The 17,042-nt window shown below is 65.4% G+C and carries 17 protein-coding genes and 4 tRNA genes; 12 read left to right on the forward strand and 9 right to left on the reverse strand.

Going from position 1 to position 17,042, the window contains the following annotated elements:
- The first annotated feature begins 91 nt into the window (after positions 1–91).
- From IAG39_RS10355 to IAG39_RS10375, 5 genes are all read left to right on the forward strand, one after another.
- The gene (locus tag IAG39_RS10355; protein ID WP_059372055.1) at positions 92–1,357 is read left to right on the forward strand and encodes an aspartate kinase; all 1,266 of its coding nucleotides are present in this window, start codon (positions 92–94) and stop codon (positions 1,355–1,357) included.
- Positions 1,358–1,443: 86 nt separating this feature from the next.
- Positions 1,444–1,536 (forward strand) — tRNA-Ser (locus IAG39_RS10360).
- Between the two features lie 152 nt (positions 1,537–1,688).
- On the forward strand, positions 1,689–2,753 hold the full coding sequence (gene mnmH / locus IAG39_RS10365; RefSeq protein ID WP_118933682.1) for a tRNA 2-selenouridine(34) synthase MnmH: 1,065 nt from the start codon (positions 1,689–1,691) through the stop codon (positions 2,751–2,753).
- A gap of 100 nt (positions 2,754–2,853) precedes the next feature.
- Positions 2,854–2,930, forward strand: a tRNA-Arg gene (locus IAG39_RS10370).
- A 128-nt stretch (positions 2,931–3,058) separates the two neighbouring features.
- Positions 3,059–3,135: transfer RNA gene (locus tag IAG39_RS10375), tRNA-Arg, on the forward strand.
- A gap of 80 nt (positions 3,136–3,215) precedes the next feature.
- Here the strand turns inward: IAG39_RS10375 and IAG39_RS10380 are convergent.
- The 3 genes from IAG39_RS10380 to IAG39_RS10390 form a co-directional block, all read right to left on the reverse strand.
- Entirely contained in the window at positions 3,216–3,992 is a 777-nt protein-coding gene (locus tag IAG39_RS10380; RefSeq protein WP_059372074.1) for a hypothetical protein, read from the reverse strand.
- 98 nt (positions 3,993–4,090) lie between these two features.
- A complete protein-coding gene (locus IAG39_RS10385; protein ID WP_118933683.1) occupies positions 4,091–5,533 on the reverse strand; it encodes a DUF1254 domain-containing protein in 1,443 nt (480 codons plus the stop codon).
- An 81-nt stretch (positions 5,534–5,614) separates the two neighbouring features.
- Complete coding sequence (locus IAG39_RS10390; RefSeq protein WP_118933684.1) at positions 5,615–6,304, reverse strand: DUF3313 domain-containing protein; 690 nt, start codon at positions 6,302–6,304, stop codon at positions 5,615–5,617.
- 335 nt (positions 6,305–6,639) lie between these two features.
- Between IAG39_RS10390 and IAG39_RS10395 the strand changes: the two genes are divergently transcribed.
- Positions 6,640–6,716: transfer RNA gene (locus IAG39_RS10395), tRNA-Arg, on the forward strand.
- Positions 6,717–6,818: 102 nt separating this feature from the next.
- Here the strand turns inward: IAG39_RS10395 and IAG39_RS10400 are convergent.
- From IAG39_RS10400 to IAG39_RS10415, 4 genes are all read right to left on the reverse strand, one after another.
- On the reverse strand, positions 6,819–7,049 hold the full coding sequence (locus IAG39_RS10400) for a DUF3079 domain-containing protein (protein WP_118933685.1): 231 nt from the start codon (positions 7,047–7,049) through the stop codon (positions 6,819–6,821).
- A 212-nt stretch (positions 7,050–7,261) separates the two neighbouring features.
- Complete coding sequence (locus tag IAG39_RS10405; RefSeq protein ID WP_054453154.1) at positions 7,262–7,489, reverse strand: hypothetical protein; 228 nt, start codon at positions 7,487–7,489, stop codon at positions 7,262–7,264.
- Between the two features lie 120 nt (positions 7,490–7,609).
- The gene (locus tag IAG39_RS10410) at positions 7,610–8,212 is read right to left on the reverse strand and encodes a helix-turn-helix domain-containing protein (RefSeq protein WP_118933702.1); all 603 of its coding nucleotides are present in this window, start codon (positions 8,210–8,212) and stop codon (positions 7,610–7,612) included.
- Positions 8,213–8,321: 109 nt separating this feature from the next.
- Complete coding sequence (locus IAG39_RS10415; RefSeq protein WP_118933686.1) at positions 8,322–9,134, reverse strand: SIR2 family NAD-dependent protein deacylase; 813 nt, start codon at positions 9,132–9,134, stop codon at positions 8,322–8,324.
- Positions 9,135–9,301: 167 nt separating this feature from the next.
- Here IAG39_RS10415 and IAG39_RS10420 point away from each other — a divergent pair, with 167 nt between their 5' ends.
- Both IAG39_RS10420 and IAG39_RS10425 read left to right on the forward strand, forming a co-directional pair.
- Positions 9,302–9,928: a cysteine dioxygenase gene (locus IAG39_RS10420; RefSeq protein ID WP_118933687.1), complete on the forward strand. Its 627-nt coding sequence runs from the start codon at positions 9,302–9,304 to the stop codon at positions 9,926–9,928.
- Positions 9,929–9,989: 61 nt separating this feature from the next.
- Positions 9,990–10,754, forward strand: a complete 765-nt coding sequence (locus tag IAG39_RS10425; protein ID WP_118933688.1) for an IclR family transcriptional regulator — start codon at positions 9,990–9,992, stop codon at positions 10,752–10,754.
- Here the strand turns inward: IAG39_RS10425 and IAG39_RS10430 are convergent.
- Both IAG39_RS10430 and IAG39_RS10435 read right to left on the reverse strand, forming a co-directional pair.
- Positions 10,663–12,303, reverse strand: coding sequence for an FAD/NAD(P)-binding protein (locus IAG39_RS10430; protein WP_118933689.1), 1,641 nt, complete (start codon positions 12,301–12,303; stop codon positions 10,663–10,665). The genes IAG39_RS10425 and IAG39_RS10430 overlap by 92 nt on opposite strands.
- Positions 12,300–13,268, reverse strand: coding sequence for a tripartite tricarboxylate transporter substrate binding protein (locus IAG39_RS10435; RefSeq protein ID WP_118933703.1), 969 nt, complete (start codon positions 13,266–13,268; stop codon positions 12,300–12,302). Before IAG39_RS10435 ends, IAG39_RS10430 begins: the two co-directional genes overlap by 4 nt.
- A gap of 284 nt (positions 13,269–13,552) precedes the next feature.
- Between IAG39_RS10435 and IAG39_RS10440 the strand changes: the two genes are divergently transcribed.
- From IAG39_RS10440 to IAG39_RS10455, 4 genes are read left to right on the forward strand one after another with little or no spacing between them, the layout of a single operon-like run.
- A complete protein-coding gene (locus tag IAG39_RS10440) occupies positions 13,553–14,722 on the forward strand; it encodes a CaiB/BaiF CoA transferase family protein (protein WP_059372117.1) in 1,170 nt (389 codons plus the stop codon).
- Entirely contained in the window at positions 14,719–15,441 is a 723-nt protein-coding gene (locus IAG39_RS10445) for an enoyl-CoA hydratase/isomerase family protein (RefSeq protein ID WP_118933690.1), read from the forward strand. The genes IAG39_RS10440 and IAG39_RS10445 overlap by 4 nt, the downstream gene beginning before the upstream one ends.
- 31 nt (positions 15,442–15,472) lie before the next feature.
- The gene (locus tag IAG39_RS10450) at positions 15,473–16,306 is read left to right on the forward strand and encodes a CoA transferase subunit A (protein ID WP_059372125.1); all 834 of its coding nucleotides are present in this window, start codon (positions 15,473–15,475) and stop codon (positions 16,304–16,306) included.
- On the forward strand, positions 16,299–17,033 hold the full coding sequence (locus IAG39_RS10455) for a CoA-transferase subunit beta (protein ID WP_118933691.1): 735 nt from the start codon (positions 16,299–16,301) through the stop codon (positions 17,031–17,033). Before IAG39_RS10450 ends, IAG39_RS10455 begins: the two co-directional genes overlap by 8 nt.
- Positions 17,034–17,042: the final 9 nt, after the last annotated feature.

The following is a 17,042-nucleotide window of genomic DNA, read 5'->3' on the forward strand; positions in this document are numbered from 1 at the left end:
TTGCACAAGCTGCGCAAATTTTTACCGCCGCGCTAGAATATACGGCTTTGCCCGTCAACCTTTTGCGGCGGGTTCCCAGCCAGAGTACGAGATGTCCCTGATCGTTCACAAATATGGCGGTACTTCGATGGGCTCGGTCGAGCGCATCAAGAACGTGGCGCGTCGCGTCGCGAAGTGGCACGCTGCCGGCCACCAGGTTGTCGTTGTTCCGTCGGCGATGGCGGGCGAGACCAATCGCCTGCTCGGCTTGGCGCGCGAGATTACGCCGCAGCCCGACAGCCGCGAGCTCGACATGATCGCCGCCACCGGCGAACAGGCCAGCAGCGGCCTGCTGGCCATCGCGCTGCAGGCCGAAGGCGTGCCGGCGCGCAGCTATGCCGGTTGGCAAGTGCCCGTGCGCACCGATTCGTCGTTCACCAAGGCGCGCATCACGTCGATCGACGACGAGCGCATCCGCGGCGATCTGGACGCCGGTCGCGTGGTCATTGTTACGGGCTTCCAGGGCGTCGACCCGGAAGGCCACATCACCACGCTGGGCCGCGGCGGTTCCGATACCTCGGCCGTGGCCGTGGCGGCCGCCATCAAGGCCGACGAGTGCCTGATCTACACCGACGTGGACGGCGTCTATACGACCGATCCGCGCGTGGTGCCCGAAGCGCGTCGCATGGCCGTCGTTTCCTTCGAGGAAATGCTGGAAATGGCATCGCTGGGCTCCAAGGTCCTGCAGATCCGTTCGGTTGAATTCGCCGGCAAATACCGTGTGCCGGTCCGGGTCCTGTCCTCGCTGACCGACCCGCTTATCCCGCTCGCAGAAGAAATGGTCTCGGGCACGCTGATTACTTTTGAGGAAGACGAAAAAATGGAAGCCGCCGTTGTCTCCGGCATCGCCTTCAGCCGCGACGAAGCCAAAATCACCTTGCTGGCCGTTCCGGACAAGCCCGGCATCGCCTTCTCCATCCTGGGTCCGGTCGCCGCCGCCAACATCGACGTCGACATGATCGTGCAGAACCAGTCCGTGGCTGGCACGACCGACTTCTCGTTCACGGTCAACCGCAACGAGTTCGCCCGCGCCGTCGATCTGCTCAAGCGCGAAGTCATCCCCGCCGTGGGCGCGCGTGAACTGTCCACCGACGAGAAGGTCGCCAAGGTCTCCATCGTCGGCATCGGCATGCGCTCGCACGTGGGCGTGGCCAGCCTGATGTTCCAGACGCTTTCGCAAGAAGGCATCAACATCCAGATGATCAGCACCAGCGAGATCAAGACCTCGGTGATCATCGACGACAAGTACATGGAACTGGGCGTGCGCGCGCTGCACAAGGCCTTCGGCCTGGACCAGGCGCCTGCCGAAAAGGCCTGATTCAAGACTCTGGCACGATTTTTTTTCAATAAGTGCTCGATAACGGGCAAGAGTGAAAAAAGTCGTGCTAGAATCTCGTTCTCTTCGGAGATGTGCCCGAGAGGCTGAAGGGGCTCCCCTGCTAAGGGAGTATGTGGCTAAAAACTGCATCGTGGGTTCGAATCCCACCATCTCCGCCAGATTCTCTCCGATCTGGCTTCGGTCAGCACCGGAGATAAAAAACCCGCAATCACGCAAGTGATTGCGGGTTTTTTCATGGGCGCCAAGCGCGCTCGTGAGCGAGCCTGCGTCGCATGAGAAAATTCCCGATTCCCTTTGTGGCGCAGATCCCTTGAAGCACCTGCTTGCTCCCCTTGACCGGCTGCGAGACTTCGATGAAGTCATCGACGTGCGCACGCCGCTCGAATTCGCCGATGACCACATTCCCGGCGCGATCAACGCGCCTGTGCTGAGCAATGAAGAGCGCGTGGTGGTGGGCACGCTGTACAAGCAGGTCTCGCCCTTCGAGGCTTCGCGCGTCGGCGCGGCGCTGGTGGCGCGCAACATCGCAGCGCATCTGGACACGACCTTCGCCGACCGGCGCCAGGGTTGGCGGCCGTTGATCTATTGCTGGCGCGGCGGCACGCGCTCCGGCTCCATGACGACGATGTTCAACATGATAGGGTGGCGCGCGCGGCAACTGGACGGCGGCTACAAGACCTATCGCCAGGCCACGCTGGACGCGCTGGATAGCCTGCCGGCGGGTTTGCGCTACATCGTGCTGGCCGGGCCCACCGGCAGCGGCAAGACGCGCTTGTTGAGCGCGTTGGAGCAGGCCGGCGCGCAGACGCTGGACCTGGAGCGACTGGCCGCGCATCGCGGGTCATTGCTGGGCGCCTGGGCCGGTGTCGCGCAGCCCTCGCAAAAGGGCTTCGACACGCGGCTGGCGCAGCGCCTGCGCGCGTTCGACGCGTCGCGGCCTGTGTTCGTTGAGGCGGAGAGCCGCAAGATCGGCGCGGTCGCCTTGCCCGCCGCGTTATTGGCTGCTGTGCACGCCAGTCCGTGTGTCGAGGTCCGCTCCAGCCGCGAGGATCGCGCTGCCTTTCTGCGGCAGGATTACGCGCATCTGTTCGACGATCCCGAATCGCTCAAGGCGCAGTTGCAACGCATGATAGGCCTGCACAGCCGCGAGCGCGTGAACGGCTGGCTGGCCTTGGTCGACAGCGGCGCGCGCGCCGAGCTGGCGCAGGAGCTCATAGACCGGCACTACGATCCGGCCTACGCGCGCAGCTGCCATGCGCACTTCACGCAACTGCCGCAAGCGCTGCGCTTGGAATTCAGGCCCAATGACGGCGACGTGGTGGAGCAGGCGAGGGCGTTGCTGGCGAGGCTGGGTGCGAGCGATGGCGCGGCCTGAGCATTCTTCATCGTGAATGCTGTGATCGCATGAATCAGTGCTTCACTTGCACGCTTCGCGAAATAACGCTATTATTCAAGGCTTGCTTTCAAACGCAAATGCGCCCGTAGCTCAGCTGGATAGAGTACCTGGCTACGAACCAGGGGGTCGTAGGTTCGAATCCTGCCGGGCGCGCCAAGTTTGATTCCGCATTGGTTTTAATCGGCCGGTGTCGGGTGAAACGATGTGATTGAACGTCTCGTTTGAATAGCAAGAGCAGTAAAAACGGCAAGATTTTTCTGATATAATTTTGCCTCTTTGCCGGAGCGCCCGTAGCTCAGCTGGATAGAGTACCTGGCTACGAACCAGGGGGTCGTAGGTTCGAATCCTGCCGGGCGCGCCAAGTTCACTTGGCCAATACAGCAAAGAAAATGGAAAGGCCTTTGATCTTCGATCGAAGGCCTTTTTGTTTTGCGCCGCCATCTAGAAGCGGATCGTCAGGCCCGCCATGGGTCCTTGCAGCACCGCGTCGAACTTGAAGCCGCCGCTGCTGTAGTCCACGCCCAGTGCGCGATAGCCTATCGCCGCCGAGACATTCTTGCTGAAGTTGTAGCCGAGGCCCAGGCCCACATCCCAATCCGCTTCGGCGCCGCCCGCGCCGATCAGGCCCCAGCCGGTGATGTAGTACTTCGAACTCAGCATGTAGTTTCCGCGCACGCCCACCAGGCCGTCGACCCACGTGGCGCCGTCGCTGCGCGTTCTGCCATCCAGGTGCGCGCCCTTGAGCGTGATGTCGGTGTCGACCGACCAGACGCGCAGGCCTGCGACAACGTCGAGTTGATGCGGTGAGTTTTCCAGCAAGGAATAACCGACCCCGAGCAGTCCCGCGAACGTGGAGGCTTTCACGTCCGCGCTGGAGGCCAGGATGCCGCGCGGCGTATCTCCCTGCGTGCCGATCTTGGTGTAGATCAGGTCGCCGAACACGCTGTAGCGTCCTTTGCGCGCATCGCCGATGAGCATGGCGCCGAAGTCGAGGTTGTCGAACAATTTGTCGAAGCCCGCGTGGATATCGATGACGGGCGACCGTGATTGGGATGTCTTGCCGGACAGGCCGGCAGCCCAGAAGTAGGGCGTGACCGAGAATTGCCATTCGTTCGAAGGCAGGGTCCCCGCTGCGGGAGCAGGCTCCGCTTCGGCGCCCAGCGCGGTCCCGGCTTGCAGCAGCCCGCAGACCAGGCAGCCCGTGATTTTCTTTTTCATTGCAAACCCTCCCCAAACTGCAGGCGTGACGAAGCGCATCCATCACGCCTGCGGTGAGCGCAAAGCCGGCCAGGGGCCGGTGCGACGCAACCCAGGTGTCAGGTGACCCGCCTTACCGGAGGGATGGTCCAGGAGCCGTCGATGATGGACGGGTTGCTTTCGTTGGGCCAGTAAAGACGCATCATCAGGATGAATGGGCCCTTGGGCGCAGGCAGCCAGTTCGACTCCATGTCGGCGCCGGGCGATTCATGCTGTATGAGCAGGTCGATCGAGCCGTCGGGCTTGGCCTTCAGGGGCTGGCGCGCGCTGATCGAGTAGCGGTTCAGCGGGTTGTCGACGAAGAAGTAGCGCGCGTCATACATCGTCAGCGACCAGAAGCCGGAGACTGGCGGCGTAAGCCCTTTCTTGAAGGTCAGCACGTACTTCTCCGAGCCGTTGTAGGTGCGTCTGACGGCGCCGGTGTCTGACTTCAGGGAAGTGGGATAAATGGCGTCCTGCGGGCGGTTGGCGCCCAGTCCGATCGCGGTGATCAGGGCGCGCTGGACGTAGTTGGTGCCGTAGATGCCCGTCTTGGTCGTGTAGCCCCAGCCATCGACGTCCTGGATGTCGCCGCCGCTGGACTTGAAGTGCGTCATGATGCGTCCGAAGCCCACCTGCGGGACCCGCTTCGCGATGTCGGGGTCGAGCTGGCTCTTGTCGAAGTCCTGCCCCGGCACGATGCCTATCGCGGCCATCTTCGCGACGATGGCTGCGTCGGCGGCGTTGGGCGGATTGCGCTTGAGCAACTGCGCGAACAAGGTGAAGTACTCGACCGCGTCCATGTTGTTGACCTGCTCGCGTACCGCGGTCTTCATGTCTATGGCGGGGTCGACCTTGCCCGCGGGCGGGGTCCAGTCCTTGCCCCAAGCGCTCAAGGGACAGAGCTTCACTTCGTCCTGCAGCTTGTGCACTTGCGCATAGTCTTCCGGCGTGCCGGTGCAGTAGATGCGGCCCAGCAGCCAGACGATGCTGGTGGGGGATTTGTACTGGACCATGCCTTGCGGAATCGAGCCCTCCCATCCGGGGCCGCTGACCATGAAGGTTTGCGCTCCCGTGCCGGTGGTGCGCTTGCCGGGCACGTCGAACACCGTCGTCCAGCCGTCCAGCATCGGAAACAGGGCATAGCGTCCGTTCATGTCGGGCAGGCTGACGACCCAGGGCTCGTCGCCGACATCAAAGAAAGAAGTGGTGTAGAGCGTGTCGGCGTTAGGCGCGGTCACGTCGCGGAACTTGGCGTCGGGGTACTGGCGCAGCTTGATGAGATTCCCCATTGGCGCCCGCGTGCCCTTGGGTTCCGCGACGTTGGTGATGACTCTTCTGGTCATCTCCATGGTCACCAGGGGGTAGGCGTAGATGTAGACATCGGTTGCCAAGCCGAACTGCTCGTCGCCTTCGGGCAGATCGGCGATCAGGCCATCGGCGGCCCGGGCGACTGCGCCCAGGGCGCTGGTGGCGAGCAGAGCAAGGCCACCTGCGTTCAATGTGCGGCGTGTTAGCTTCATGGGATCACTCCAACGGACTCATGGGTTGAAAAGCACGAAGTGCCGCGGCACAGGCCAGGCCGTGCCGCGTGATGCCTTGCTCTAGCGTGGTCGGACGTACTTGCCGATTTCCCGGGCCGCGCCGGCGGTCCATTCATCGATCAGGGGTTGCAGCTTGGACAGGCGAACGCCGCCCGCGCCTTGGGTGGCGTTGGCGACTTTCTCCCCCGTGCCGCCCCGCACGGACGCATATAGCAATTCGTCCGACATGCTGTCCGTGACCCGGGACTCGATGGCGACGCTGGCGTTGCGCGCCATGCCTCCTTCCAGGGCGGCGCGGGCTTCGGTCATTACCAACGCGACGGGGATGTATTGATAGGCCCGCAGCGCCTGCTCCGAGGTTCCCACCGCGGTGATGGCGATGCGTATATGGGCGACGCCAGGCCCGGCGCGATCGACCAGCCTCACCTGTTCGCCGACCTTGCGCCGCAGCGTTTCGTCGACCGCTACGCGTATCTCCGTGAGGGTTTCCATGGAAACGTCCGCGGTTGGCCGAGGTTCCGGGTAATACTCGATGGGATCGAGCCAGACTGCCGTATAGCGCGATGGGTTGAAGTCGGGATTCAGGTAGACCAGGCGGGTCCCGCCATCGGGGGCGGGGGCCTGGTGCAGCATCGAGTAATCCGGCAGAAAGCCGGACTCTGTCGTTTTGGGAGCGGTGGAACAGCCTGTGGCCAGGATCGCGGCAGCGAGGCTCAGAACAAGCGCGCCCGAGGAATTCTTGATGTCCATGCAAGTTCCTTCTGACAGACAGGGGGCAGGAGAGCCCCGACTGCAGGCGTCGGCGAGAGGTCCCGTGCAAGAGCTGCTTTCCGCTCGTGGGCGCATTTTTTGACCTATATGCACAGGAAACCAATTATTTTTCCAAGCGTGAAATTTCGCAACGCGGACGAGTGAACCGGGTTTTCTGAACTATTCCCTTTGTGCGCGTTTTGTGGAAGGAATCGCGTGACCGAGGCGGGGCACCTGTCCCGGGGCCGCGATTCGGGCGCAGCGCGGGTGCGGGCTTCGGGCGGCCTGATTTGCGCACCCTTTATTTTTCATGGTATAAACACGCCTCTTTCGGAGCGCCCGTAGCTCAGCTGGATAGAGTACCTGGCTACGAACCAGGGGGTCGTAGGTTCGAATCCTGCCGGGCGCGCCAAGCTTCTTGCTTGGATGAAATCGAAAGAAAACGGAAAGGCCTTTGATCTTCGATCGAAGGCCTTTTTGTTTTGCGGCGCGGATTGCGCCGGTACGTCGCGCTTCAGTGCGTCGGGGCTGGCTCCGCGGTTCGGACCTGGTCCGGGGTCTTGTCATCTTCGTCGTCGAATCCCCAGTCTCCGACCGTGTACCAATCGTCTCCCAGCGTCTCTGCGGGGTGCATGGTGCGGCCGGAGCCGTTGCCGCAGGCCATCGAGTCGGTGGCGCAATAGCGGTCGCAGCCCCAGCATATGCGTTCGGGGTGCTTCGGGTGCAAGGGAAACTTCTTGGCCATGCTGGATGCCTGCTGACGGAGGGCGCCGCGACGGCAGCGCCATTCTTTTCAGATATGTGTCCAGCGTACTGCCGGGCGCGCGCGGAATTCCTTGATCTGGCGCAAGCGCCACGCCCGCGGCCCGACGCGCGCAGTGTCGCGCGTCGGGCCGCGGCTTTGAGGAATGCGGGAGGAGAGAGCGCCGCCCGGCCAGGCGCGGCGGCCCCGTGCGCCTAGTGGCGTCGTCGGTCCACCGCCGTTAAGGAGGTGCCGCTCTTGAGCAGCTGGTAGGTCTGTCCGCCCAGCCACGCGACTTTTTCGCCTGTGCTGGTGCGGCATACGCAATGCGTCTTCGGATCGAAGCGCGAGGTACCCAGCGCGGAATACGCGTCGGGGTCCGAGACGAAGCGTTCAATGCGGTAGAGCGTGCCGTCCGGCGCGGTGGCGAGGACGTCGGTCAATCGTCTTGCGGTGCCGAGCATATGCGATACCTCCATGCGCGGGCCATTGGATATACGGCGCCAAAGTCGTTCGGGCATTTCAGTATGCCAGGGCGGGAAGCTTGATGTTCCCGCGTCAGGCTAATGAAGGTGCCCTCCAAACAATGAATCGTCGAGCTGGTCGGGAGTGACGCCCAGGGCTTCGGATACGCGGTCCAGGATAACCTGCCTGGGCCGCGGGCGCGGCCGTTCCAGTTCGATATAGATGGAGTGGTCCACTCCTAGCCGTGCAGCCATATCAGCGGTGCTGATATTGAGATGCTCGCGCCAGGCGCGTATCAGGCTCCAGTCGTTGCCGGTTTTTAGATTGACGACAGCTAATGGTAAATGACTCTGCCCCTGCGCGGGTGTTCTGCGCGGGGCGGATTTTCTGCGGGGGTCGTGCAGGCTGCTCTTGGCGGCAGCGCTCTTGCGGGAATCGGCCCGAGGCGTGGTGGTGGCGGCTTCGGCGGTGAAAATGGCGCCGCCATTCAATTGGCGATATTGGTTGTCGCCGATCCAGTGCAGGGCTTCGCCGTTGTCGAGCATGCACTCGCAGTCCAGGTGATAGTTGCTGGGCATGCTCTCGAGTTGGGCGATGGTTTCCGCGGTCGTGGCGTGGCGCACCACACGGTGCAAGACACCGTCCGGCGAGCGCACAAAGACGTCGGGAAGTCTCCAGGAAAACGGAATGATAATCTCCACGGCCAAACCTATCCCGCCAATGTATCCCGGGGTGCGGGTGGTGGGATTTGGGGTTTCCCCTCGCCTGACTTGAGTCGATGATTGTGCGCCACATCAGACCCCGACATCTTCACGAATCTTCACTGCGCGCAGGGCTGTAATCGGTGGGGCCGAAGCCCGCGTCCGCAAGCAACCTGGGCATGATCGCTGCGGCCGCGCCGCGTACGTTGTGGTGTGCGTGCGCGTCCAGCGGCGTGGCGGCCGGATTGATCTGCGCCAGGGTTGCGCCGTGGCGCAGCGCGCGTTGCGGCAGTTCTGCCGCGGGGTAGACCAGCGCCGATGTGCCTATGCTCAGCAGCAGGTCGCATTGCTCGACGGCCCGCATGGCTTTGTCCCACTCATCATGCGGCAGGCTTTCTCCGAACCACACGACGCCGGGCCGTACCGGCGCGCCGCAATGCGTGCACGCTGGCGGATCGATGCGCCTTCCTTGCCCGGGTTCGTCGGGGAACGCCTGCGCAAAGGCATGGGCGGCGCCGCAGGCCGAGCAGCGCGGCGCGTGCAGGCTGCCGTGCAGGTGCGCGACATGGAGGCTGCCGGCACGTTCATGCAGATCGTCGACGTTCTGCGTGACCACGAGCAGCTCGGGCACGTGTCGCGCCAGTTCCGCGATGGCGCGATGCGCGGCGTTCGGCGCGGCGCGCAGGGCCTGCGCGCGGCGCCATTCGTACCAGCCCCAAACGAGGTCGGGGTGGGAGCGGAACGCTTCGGGCGTGGCGAGAGCCTGTGCGTCGAAGCGCGACCACAGGCCTGTCAGCGCATCTCGGAAGGTGGCGATGCCGCTTTCGGCGGAGACGCCGGCGCCCGTGAAGACGACGACGCGCCGCGCCTGGCGCAGCGTCTGCGCCAGCGCGGGGGGAATATCGTGATGCGTGTTTTTCATTTTCAATCTTGAAGCCAGTCCGATACGCTGCACGCGCGGGCCTGGGCCTGTCAAGAAAAGCCAGGCGCGATTACCCGGGCGGAAGCAGGGGCAAGGATGCGTGTCCATCCTGAATCGTGGATACTGTTTTTTCAATCTGGGATTTCCAGAGTTCACGGAGAGACGCAATGCCCGAATCTCAAGGCGGCCTGGACAGGCTGCGCCGCTTCATCGCCGCCGCGACCCGGCTGGCCACGCCCACGGGTCTGGCGCAGACGCCGGAGCTGCAGGCCGCATTCACAGACCTGGTGCGCCATGACGATTGGCTGCCCGAGGCCTGTACCGCGCCCCATCCTCAGTACTACCAGCAATATCTGCTGCACTGCGATCCGCTGGAACGCTTTTCGCTGGTGAGTTTCGTGTGGGGGCCGGGCCAGTTCACGCCGGTGCATGATCACGAGGTCTGGGGTTATGTGGGCATGCTGCGCGGGGCGGAGGTCAACCAGCGCTATGTTCGCGGCGAGGACGGCAGCGTTACTCCGGCGGGCGCCCCGACCACCTTGCAGCCGGGCGACGTGGAGCGCCTGTCGCCGGCCGAAGGCGACATCCACCGCGTGTCCAACGCCCACGCCGACCGCGTATCGATCAGCGTGCATCTCTACGGCGGCAACATCGGCGCCGTGTCGCGCCACGTATATGACCCGGCGACGGGGCAGGCCAAGCCTTTCGTGTCCGGCTATTCATCGCCCAGCCTGCCCAACCTGTGGGACCGCTCGGAAGCCGTGCGCGCGGCCATTGCCGGGGGCGCACGCTAGGGTCTGTTCGCGCGCGGCGTCCCATGCTATTTTCTTGTCCTAAATATTAGGAAAATAAACAATGGACAAGACGCTGCTCAAAGGTCTGATGGTGCTGGAGGCGGTGACCGACGTGGATAATCCGCCGCGCACCATCGATGCGCTCGCCGCCCGCGTCGGGCTGACCCGCAGCAACACGCACCGCACCTTGCAGACGCTGATCCATGCGGGCTACGTGACCAAGGACGATGACGGCGGCGGCTATCGCGGCGCGGTACGGCTGTTCGAGCTGGCGGCGCGTCAGCTGGCCCAGCTGGACGTGCGCAAGCTGGCCGCGCCCTACATGCGCACGCTGGCCGACCAGACCGGCGAAACCGTGCACCTGTCGGTGCTCGACGGCTTCGACGTGGTCTACGTGGACAAGATCGACAGCCCCCAGCCCATACGCGCCTATTCCATGGTGGGCGGACGGGCGCCGGCCTATGCCGTCGCCACCGGCAAGGCCTTGCTCGCCTACCAGGCGGAAGGCTACGTCGAGCGCTATGCCGACAAGCTCGTGCGCCACACGTCCTCGACCATCGTGTCCATGCCGCTTTTGAAGGACGAACTGCGCAAGATCGCCCGCACCGGCTACGCGGTCAACCGGGGCGAATGGCGCGAAGGCGTGGGCGGGCTGGCCGTGACCTTGTTCAACAGTCTGGACCAGCCCGTGGCCGCGATAGGCATCTCCGGCCCGCTGGACCGCCTGAGCGCCGCTAGGATGAAGCAGCTGGCGCCGGACGTGGCTGCCTGTGCCCAGTCCATCTCGCAAGGGATGGGCTATCGCCGGGGCTATCTGGATCAGTAGCGGACCGCGCCAGCGCGGCGCCGATGCGCTGCGCCTGGCCGCGAGCCAGCCGCGCATTCACGTCCATGGACGTGGTCCAGAAATACGTGCCGCCCGCCAAGCTGCCCAGCACCGAGATATCCGGCTCGATCCCGCCTGCGGCGTTCTTGAGGCATCCCGTGGCATAGTCCAGCGCCAGGCCGCCATGGGGATCGGGCTGCGCATGGCCCTCGCGCAATAGCGCGGACACCAGCGGATCTTGCGTGCTTGCGGTGTCCACCGAGAAGCTGGTGGCGTTGATCAGATAGCGGCTGGCGTGGGTGGACACTGCGCCCGCCGCGTCGCGCAAGCGCGTGTGGAACAGGCCGCTGGCGCTGTCGTGGCGGCTGTCCAGATAACCGCCGCTGACCTGCAACTGGCCATTCTGGAGCAGGGCTTGCAGCTTCAGCGCGTTGCGCATCGGAAAGGTGGCGCGCCGCGCCATCCATAGCGAACGCCATTGCGACTGGAAGCGGCCGCGTTCGGCGTCCGGCATGAGATGCCAGATCAGGTCCACGGCGGCATTGGTTGCGGCCGCCACCGCCTGCCAGGGGCGCGCGGCCTGTTCGGACCGCCGTATCTCGTCGTCCAGCGCGGCGCGGGCCTCGCCCTCCAGCCCGAACACGTCTGCGGCTGCCAGACTGCCGTCCAGCGCCTGCACTTCTTCCCGCAGCGCCGCGGCAATGGCCTCGAGCGAGAGGGTCCCGCCGTGCGCGGCGGCCAGGCGCGCAACGCCCTCCGGACTCAAGCGGCGCAGTGCGTCCGGAGCGCGATTGTGCGGACTGCGCACCGACGGCAGCCGGCCATTGCGCGACGCGCACAGGATGGGGCCGCGATGCGCCGCTTGCCGCAAGGCTGCGATGGCGTCCACGGCGCTCAGGCTGGTGCCGATGATGCAGACCGGGGCGTCGGCGGCGATACCGCGCGTCAGCGCCTGGACCGGGTAAGGGCTGTTGAAGTAGCCGGGCGCATCGCGCAATTCCGGAAAGGCCTGCGAGGGCAGGTTGCCGTTGCACAGCACGGCGTAACGCGCCAGGCAGGGCTGACCCGATTCCGGTTCGACCCGCGCGCCGCAGCCAGGCAGCGGCGCCACGCGGCGGACACGGCTGCGCACGTGTGTGAGCGTGACGCACTGTGCGCGCGCGAGTTCGCAAGCTCGCGCATAGACTGCGCGCATGTAGGCGCCGAACAATGGCCGCGGCAGGAAGTCCGCCGGCGCTATCGAGTCCGCGCCTTGCGCGCGCAGCCAGGCGGGATCCTGGACGCGCAGCCAGTCCACGAAATCCATCCTGTGGTCGGCCCGCGCCGACATGTTGCCGGCGGGGATATTGAGCAGGTTGCTGGGCAGATCCTCCTGGTAGGCCTCGCCCGCTCCCGGCTCGGCCTGCGGCTCGAACAGCGCGATCGTCAGCGCCCGGCCGCCGCCCGGTTCCAGGGACAGCAGGAATTGATACAGGAAGCTGACGGCCACCGAGCCGCCGCCGACGATGGCCAGGTCCGCCGCGGGCGGTGTCGTGCCGGGCGCCGTCATTTGGCCGCCGACAAACGCACGACGTCGGCCCAGCGGGCGACTTCCTGTTTGAGCACGCGGCTGGTGTCGGCAGGAGTGGTGGCCACGGCGTCGGCGCCCAGCTTCTGCGCGGCTTGCTGCACGGAAGCCATGGCAGCCGCCTTCTGCATGCCGGCCGAGAGCTTGTCCACCACGGCGGGCGGCGTGCCCGCGGGAGCCAGCAGCGCGTAGGTGGTCGCGACCGAGTAGTCCTTTACGCCCTGCTCGGCGAGCGTGGGGAGGTCTGGCAGCGCCGTGGCGCGCGTGGCGGTGGTGACGCCGAGCAGACGGATCTTGCCGGTTGCGACCTGCGGCAGCAGCGCCGGCAGCGTTTCGATCACCATGTCGATCTGGCCGCCCAGCAGATCGGTGATGGCGGGCCCGCTGCCACGGTACGGCACATGCATGAGCCGCGTGCCGGTCACGACCTGGAAGAGTTCGCCCGCCATGTGTTGGGACGTGCCGGGGCCGGCCGAGCCGAAGGTGATGGTGCCGGGCTTGCTCTTGGCCAGGGCGATCAGCTCCTGCACGTTCTTCGCGGGAATCTTGTTGCTGTTCACCGCCACGGCCATGGGCATGCTGGTCGCCATGGACACGCCGACGAAGGCGGTGCCGAAGTCGTAGCCGGGCTTGTCCGGCATGGCCGCGTGGATCGCGTGGCTACCCACGGCGCCCATCAGCAGGGTGTAGCCGTCGGCGGCCGACTTGGCCACATACTCAGCGCCGATTTCGCCGCCCGCACCCGCCTTGTTTTCCACCACCACGCTCTGCCCCAGGTAGTCGCCCAGGTGCTGCGCGTAGATGCGCGCGGCCGCGTCCGTCGCGCCGCCGGGCGGGAAGGGGACCACCATGCGCACGGGTTTCGCGGGCCAGTTGTCGGCCGCGGCCGCGCCGCCTGCCAAAGCCAGCACCATGCCTGTCAGGGCAATGCGCCACATTTTCTTCATGGAAGTCTCCTTGGTGTCGGTGCGGGCCGTCATATGCCGCGTCGCGGCCCTTTATAAAAATCCTAAAATATAGGACTCGAGTTTCAATAAATGGTTTACTTAGAATTCCACACGGTGCTATGCTGGTCAACAATTAAGCACGCTACTTAGGGAATGCACTAGGATTCGCGCTAAAAATCGCAAACAAACGCTAGAGATGGGCTGGATGATGCCAGTCTTGAAGGCCAACTCTTATAATGTTTTCTTTGTCCCAAATATTGAATTTTCATAACGAGAGGTCAGACATGACACCCAGTTCGGCGCTGGCCGGCATCACGGTGCTGGAGATTTGCAATGTTGCGGCGGGGCCTTTTTGCGGCATGCTGTTGGCGGACATGGGCGCCGACGTGATCAAGATCGAGAACCCCGAAGGCGGCGATACGCTGCGCAGCTGGCCGCCCATTTCCGACGGCTACAGCGAGAACTTCGCGTCCCTCAACCGCAACAAGCGTTCGGTGACGTTGAACCTGAAGGACCCCGGCGACCTGGCTCTGGCGCGCGAACTCGCGCTGTCCGCCGACGTGCTGATCGAGAACAACCGGCCGGGCGTGATGGACCGCCTGGGCCTGGGCTATGCGCAGCTGCGCGAGGCCAATCCCAGACTGGTCTATTGCTCGATCTCGGCCTACGGCCAGTCGGGGCCCCGTTCGCAGGAAGGCGGCTTCGACCTGACCATCCAGGCCATGAGCGGCATCATGAGCGTGACCGGCGAAGCGGGCGGCGAACCCGTGAAGTGCGGCGTGCCGGTGGCGGACTTTTCGGCCGGCCTGTACGGCGCCTTCGCCATTGCGTCGGCCTTGCGCGCGGCCCAGGCCAGCGGGCAGGGTACGCATATCGACGTACCCATGCTGGGCGCCACCCTGGGCATCGCGGCTCTGCAGACTTCGGAGTTCTTCGGCAGCGGCAAGGATCCCGTCAAGCTGGGATCGGCCCATCCGCGCAATGCGCCCTACCAGGCGTTCCGCTGCAAGGGCGGCTACTTCGGCATGGCGGCGGGCAACCAGGCCTTGTGGAAGGGCGTATGCGCAACGGTAGGCCGCGAGGATCTGTTGGCCGACCCGCGCTTCACCGACACCAGCGCCCGCGCCCGCAACCAGACAGCGCTGCGCGAGATCCTGGAAGCGATCTTCGAAGCCGAGGACGCGCAGACCTGGCTGGCGCGTTTCCGTGCGGCCGGCGTGCCGTGCGCGCCCATCAACACCTATTCAGAGGTGCTGGCCGACCCGCAGGTTGAGCACATGGGCTGGGTGCAGCCCGTGGACCTGCCCAACGGCGTGCGCACGCGCACGTTCGGCCTGCCGGTGCGCTTCGACGGCCAGACCACGGCCTTGCGCCGCCGTCCGCCCGCCCTGGGCGAACACAACGATGAAGTGCTGGGCGCGCTGCGCGCCGCCAGGAAGGGGACGGCGGCATGAGCGAGGTCCTGCACATCGACAAACAGGGCGCGGCGCACGTGTTGACGCTGGCGCGGCCCGACAAGATGAATGCGCTGTCGGCGCCGCTGGTGGAGGAGCTGATTGCCGCATTGGATGCGGCCGAGGCTGGCGGCGCCCAGCTCATCGTCTTGAAGGGCGAGGGCAGGAACTTCAGCGCGGGCTTCGACTTCGGCGGCTGGCAGGAGCAGAGCGAAGGCGATCTGCTGCTGCGCTTCGTGCGCATCGAGATGCTGCTGCAGCGGCTGGCGGCCTCGCCGTGCCTCACGCTGGGGCTGGCGCATGGCCGTAACTTCGGCGCGGGCGTGGACTTGTTCGGCGCTTGCAAGTGGCGGGTCAGCGCGTCCGACGCCACGTTCCGCATGCCTGGGCTGAAGTTTGGCCTGGTGTTGGGGACGCGCCGTTACGCAGCCTTGGTCGGCGCCGAGCGGGCGCGCGCGGTGCTGGAGCAGGCGGCCACATTCAGCGCAGAAGAAGCCTTGCGCGACGGCTTCGCGAGCCGCCTTGCCGACGTGCAGGACTGGCCGGCCGTCGAGCGCGAGGCGCTGGACGCCGCATCTGCTCTCAGCTGCGCGAGCCGCGTCCAGCTGTATGCGGCGCTGTCCTCGGAGGCGCCGGATATCGATCTTGCCCGCCTGGTGCGTTCTGCCGCACTGCCGGGCCTGAAGGACCGGGTAGCGGCCTATCTGCAGGCGCGTTGATCGAAGAAGAACACGCAGGGAAGGAGACATCATGGCATCGGGTTTCAATCAGAAGAACAAGCAGTGCTCGCTGGCGGAGCTGGCGGCGCTGGTGCCCAACGGCGCGTCGATCGCATTGGGCGGCAGCTTCCTGCACCGCGGACCGTTCGCCTTCGTGCGCGAACTGATCCGGCAGGGCCGGCGCGACCTGGAACTGGTCAAGCAGTCGCCGGGCTACGACGTGGACATCCTGTGCCGCGCGGGCGTGCTGCGCCGCGTGCGCGCGGGCATCGTCGCCATGGAAGGGAACTTCGGCCTGGCGCCCTGGTACCGCAAGGCGGTCGAGCGGCGCGAGATCGAGCTGGAAGAACACGCCTGCGCCAGCCTCACGGCCGGCCTGCGGGCGGCGGCGTTTGGCGTGCCGTTCCAGCCTTGCGGCGGCCTGCATGGTAGCGGCCTGCCGGAGCTGAACGGCTGGAAGTGCCTGGACGATCCGTATGGCAGCGGGCAGAAGACCTGGGTGGTGCCGGCGATCCGGCCGGACTTCGCCGTGATTCATGCTTCGGAGGTGGACGCGCTGGGCAATGTGCGCGTGCACGGCACGGCGCATTGGGACCGCATCATGTCGCGCGCCGCGGGCAGCGTGCTGGTGGTGGCCGAGAAGGTGGTCGACAGCGCGGTGTTCGAGGCCAATCCGGAATCCACGCTGGTGCCGTTCTTCATGGTGCAGGCCTATGCCGTCGCGCCGCAGGGCGCATGGCCGGGATCCTGCTGGCCGGACTACGCCATCGATTATCCGGCGGTGGAAGCGTACATGGACAAACACAGCGATCTGCAGGCGCACCTGGCTGCGGCGCCCGAAGCGCGGGAGGTGCAGCATGGCTGAGCAATGGTCGGGCTTTTCGTACATCGTCACCAATCTGGCGCGCTTCATCCGGCCGGACGAGATCACTTTCAGCGGCGTGAATTCCACCCTGCCGATGCTGGCCTGCCTGCTGGCCAAGCGCGCCTACGATTGGGACTTCGTCTACATCAACGTCGCCGGCGGCGTGAACCCGCTGCCCTCGCATGTGCCGATCTCCAGTTCCGATCCGGTGCTGGCCGAGCGCACCGCGTCGATCTTCTCCAACGAAGACTTCTACGATCTGTGCACGCGCGGCCGCATGGACCTGACCTTCCTGGGCGCGGCGCAGATCGACGGCGAAGGCTGCGCCAACAATTCCTGCATCGGCGACTGGCACGAACCCAAGGTGCGCTTGCCGGGCGGCGGGGGCGGCGCGGTGATGCTGCCCACCGCCAGGCGCGCCTGCACCTGGCGCACCGAGCACTCGCGGCGCACCTTCGTGCCCAAGCTGGACTTCATGACGTCCTGGGGCGGATTCCATGGCGTGGTCACGCCGATCGCCGTGTTCGTCAAGCGCGACGGACGGCTGGCTTTGCAGTCATGGCACCCGGAATCCAGCCTGTCTGAAGTGCGCGAGCGCACGGGTTTCGAATTCGACGCCAGCGGCGCCGAGCCGTCCGCGCTGCCGACGGCGGCCGAGATGCGCGCCTTGCGCGAGCTGGATCCCGATGGGCAGTTTGAACGCGACGCTGCCGTCGCGCTGCGCTAGGAGCTTGCC

The organism is Achromobacter xylosoxidans (assembly GCF_014490035.1).
GTDB classification, from domain to species: domain Bacteria; phylum Pseudomonadota; class Gammaproteobacteria; order Burkholderiales; family Burkholderiaceae_B; genus Achromobacter; species Achromobacter bronchisepticus_A.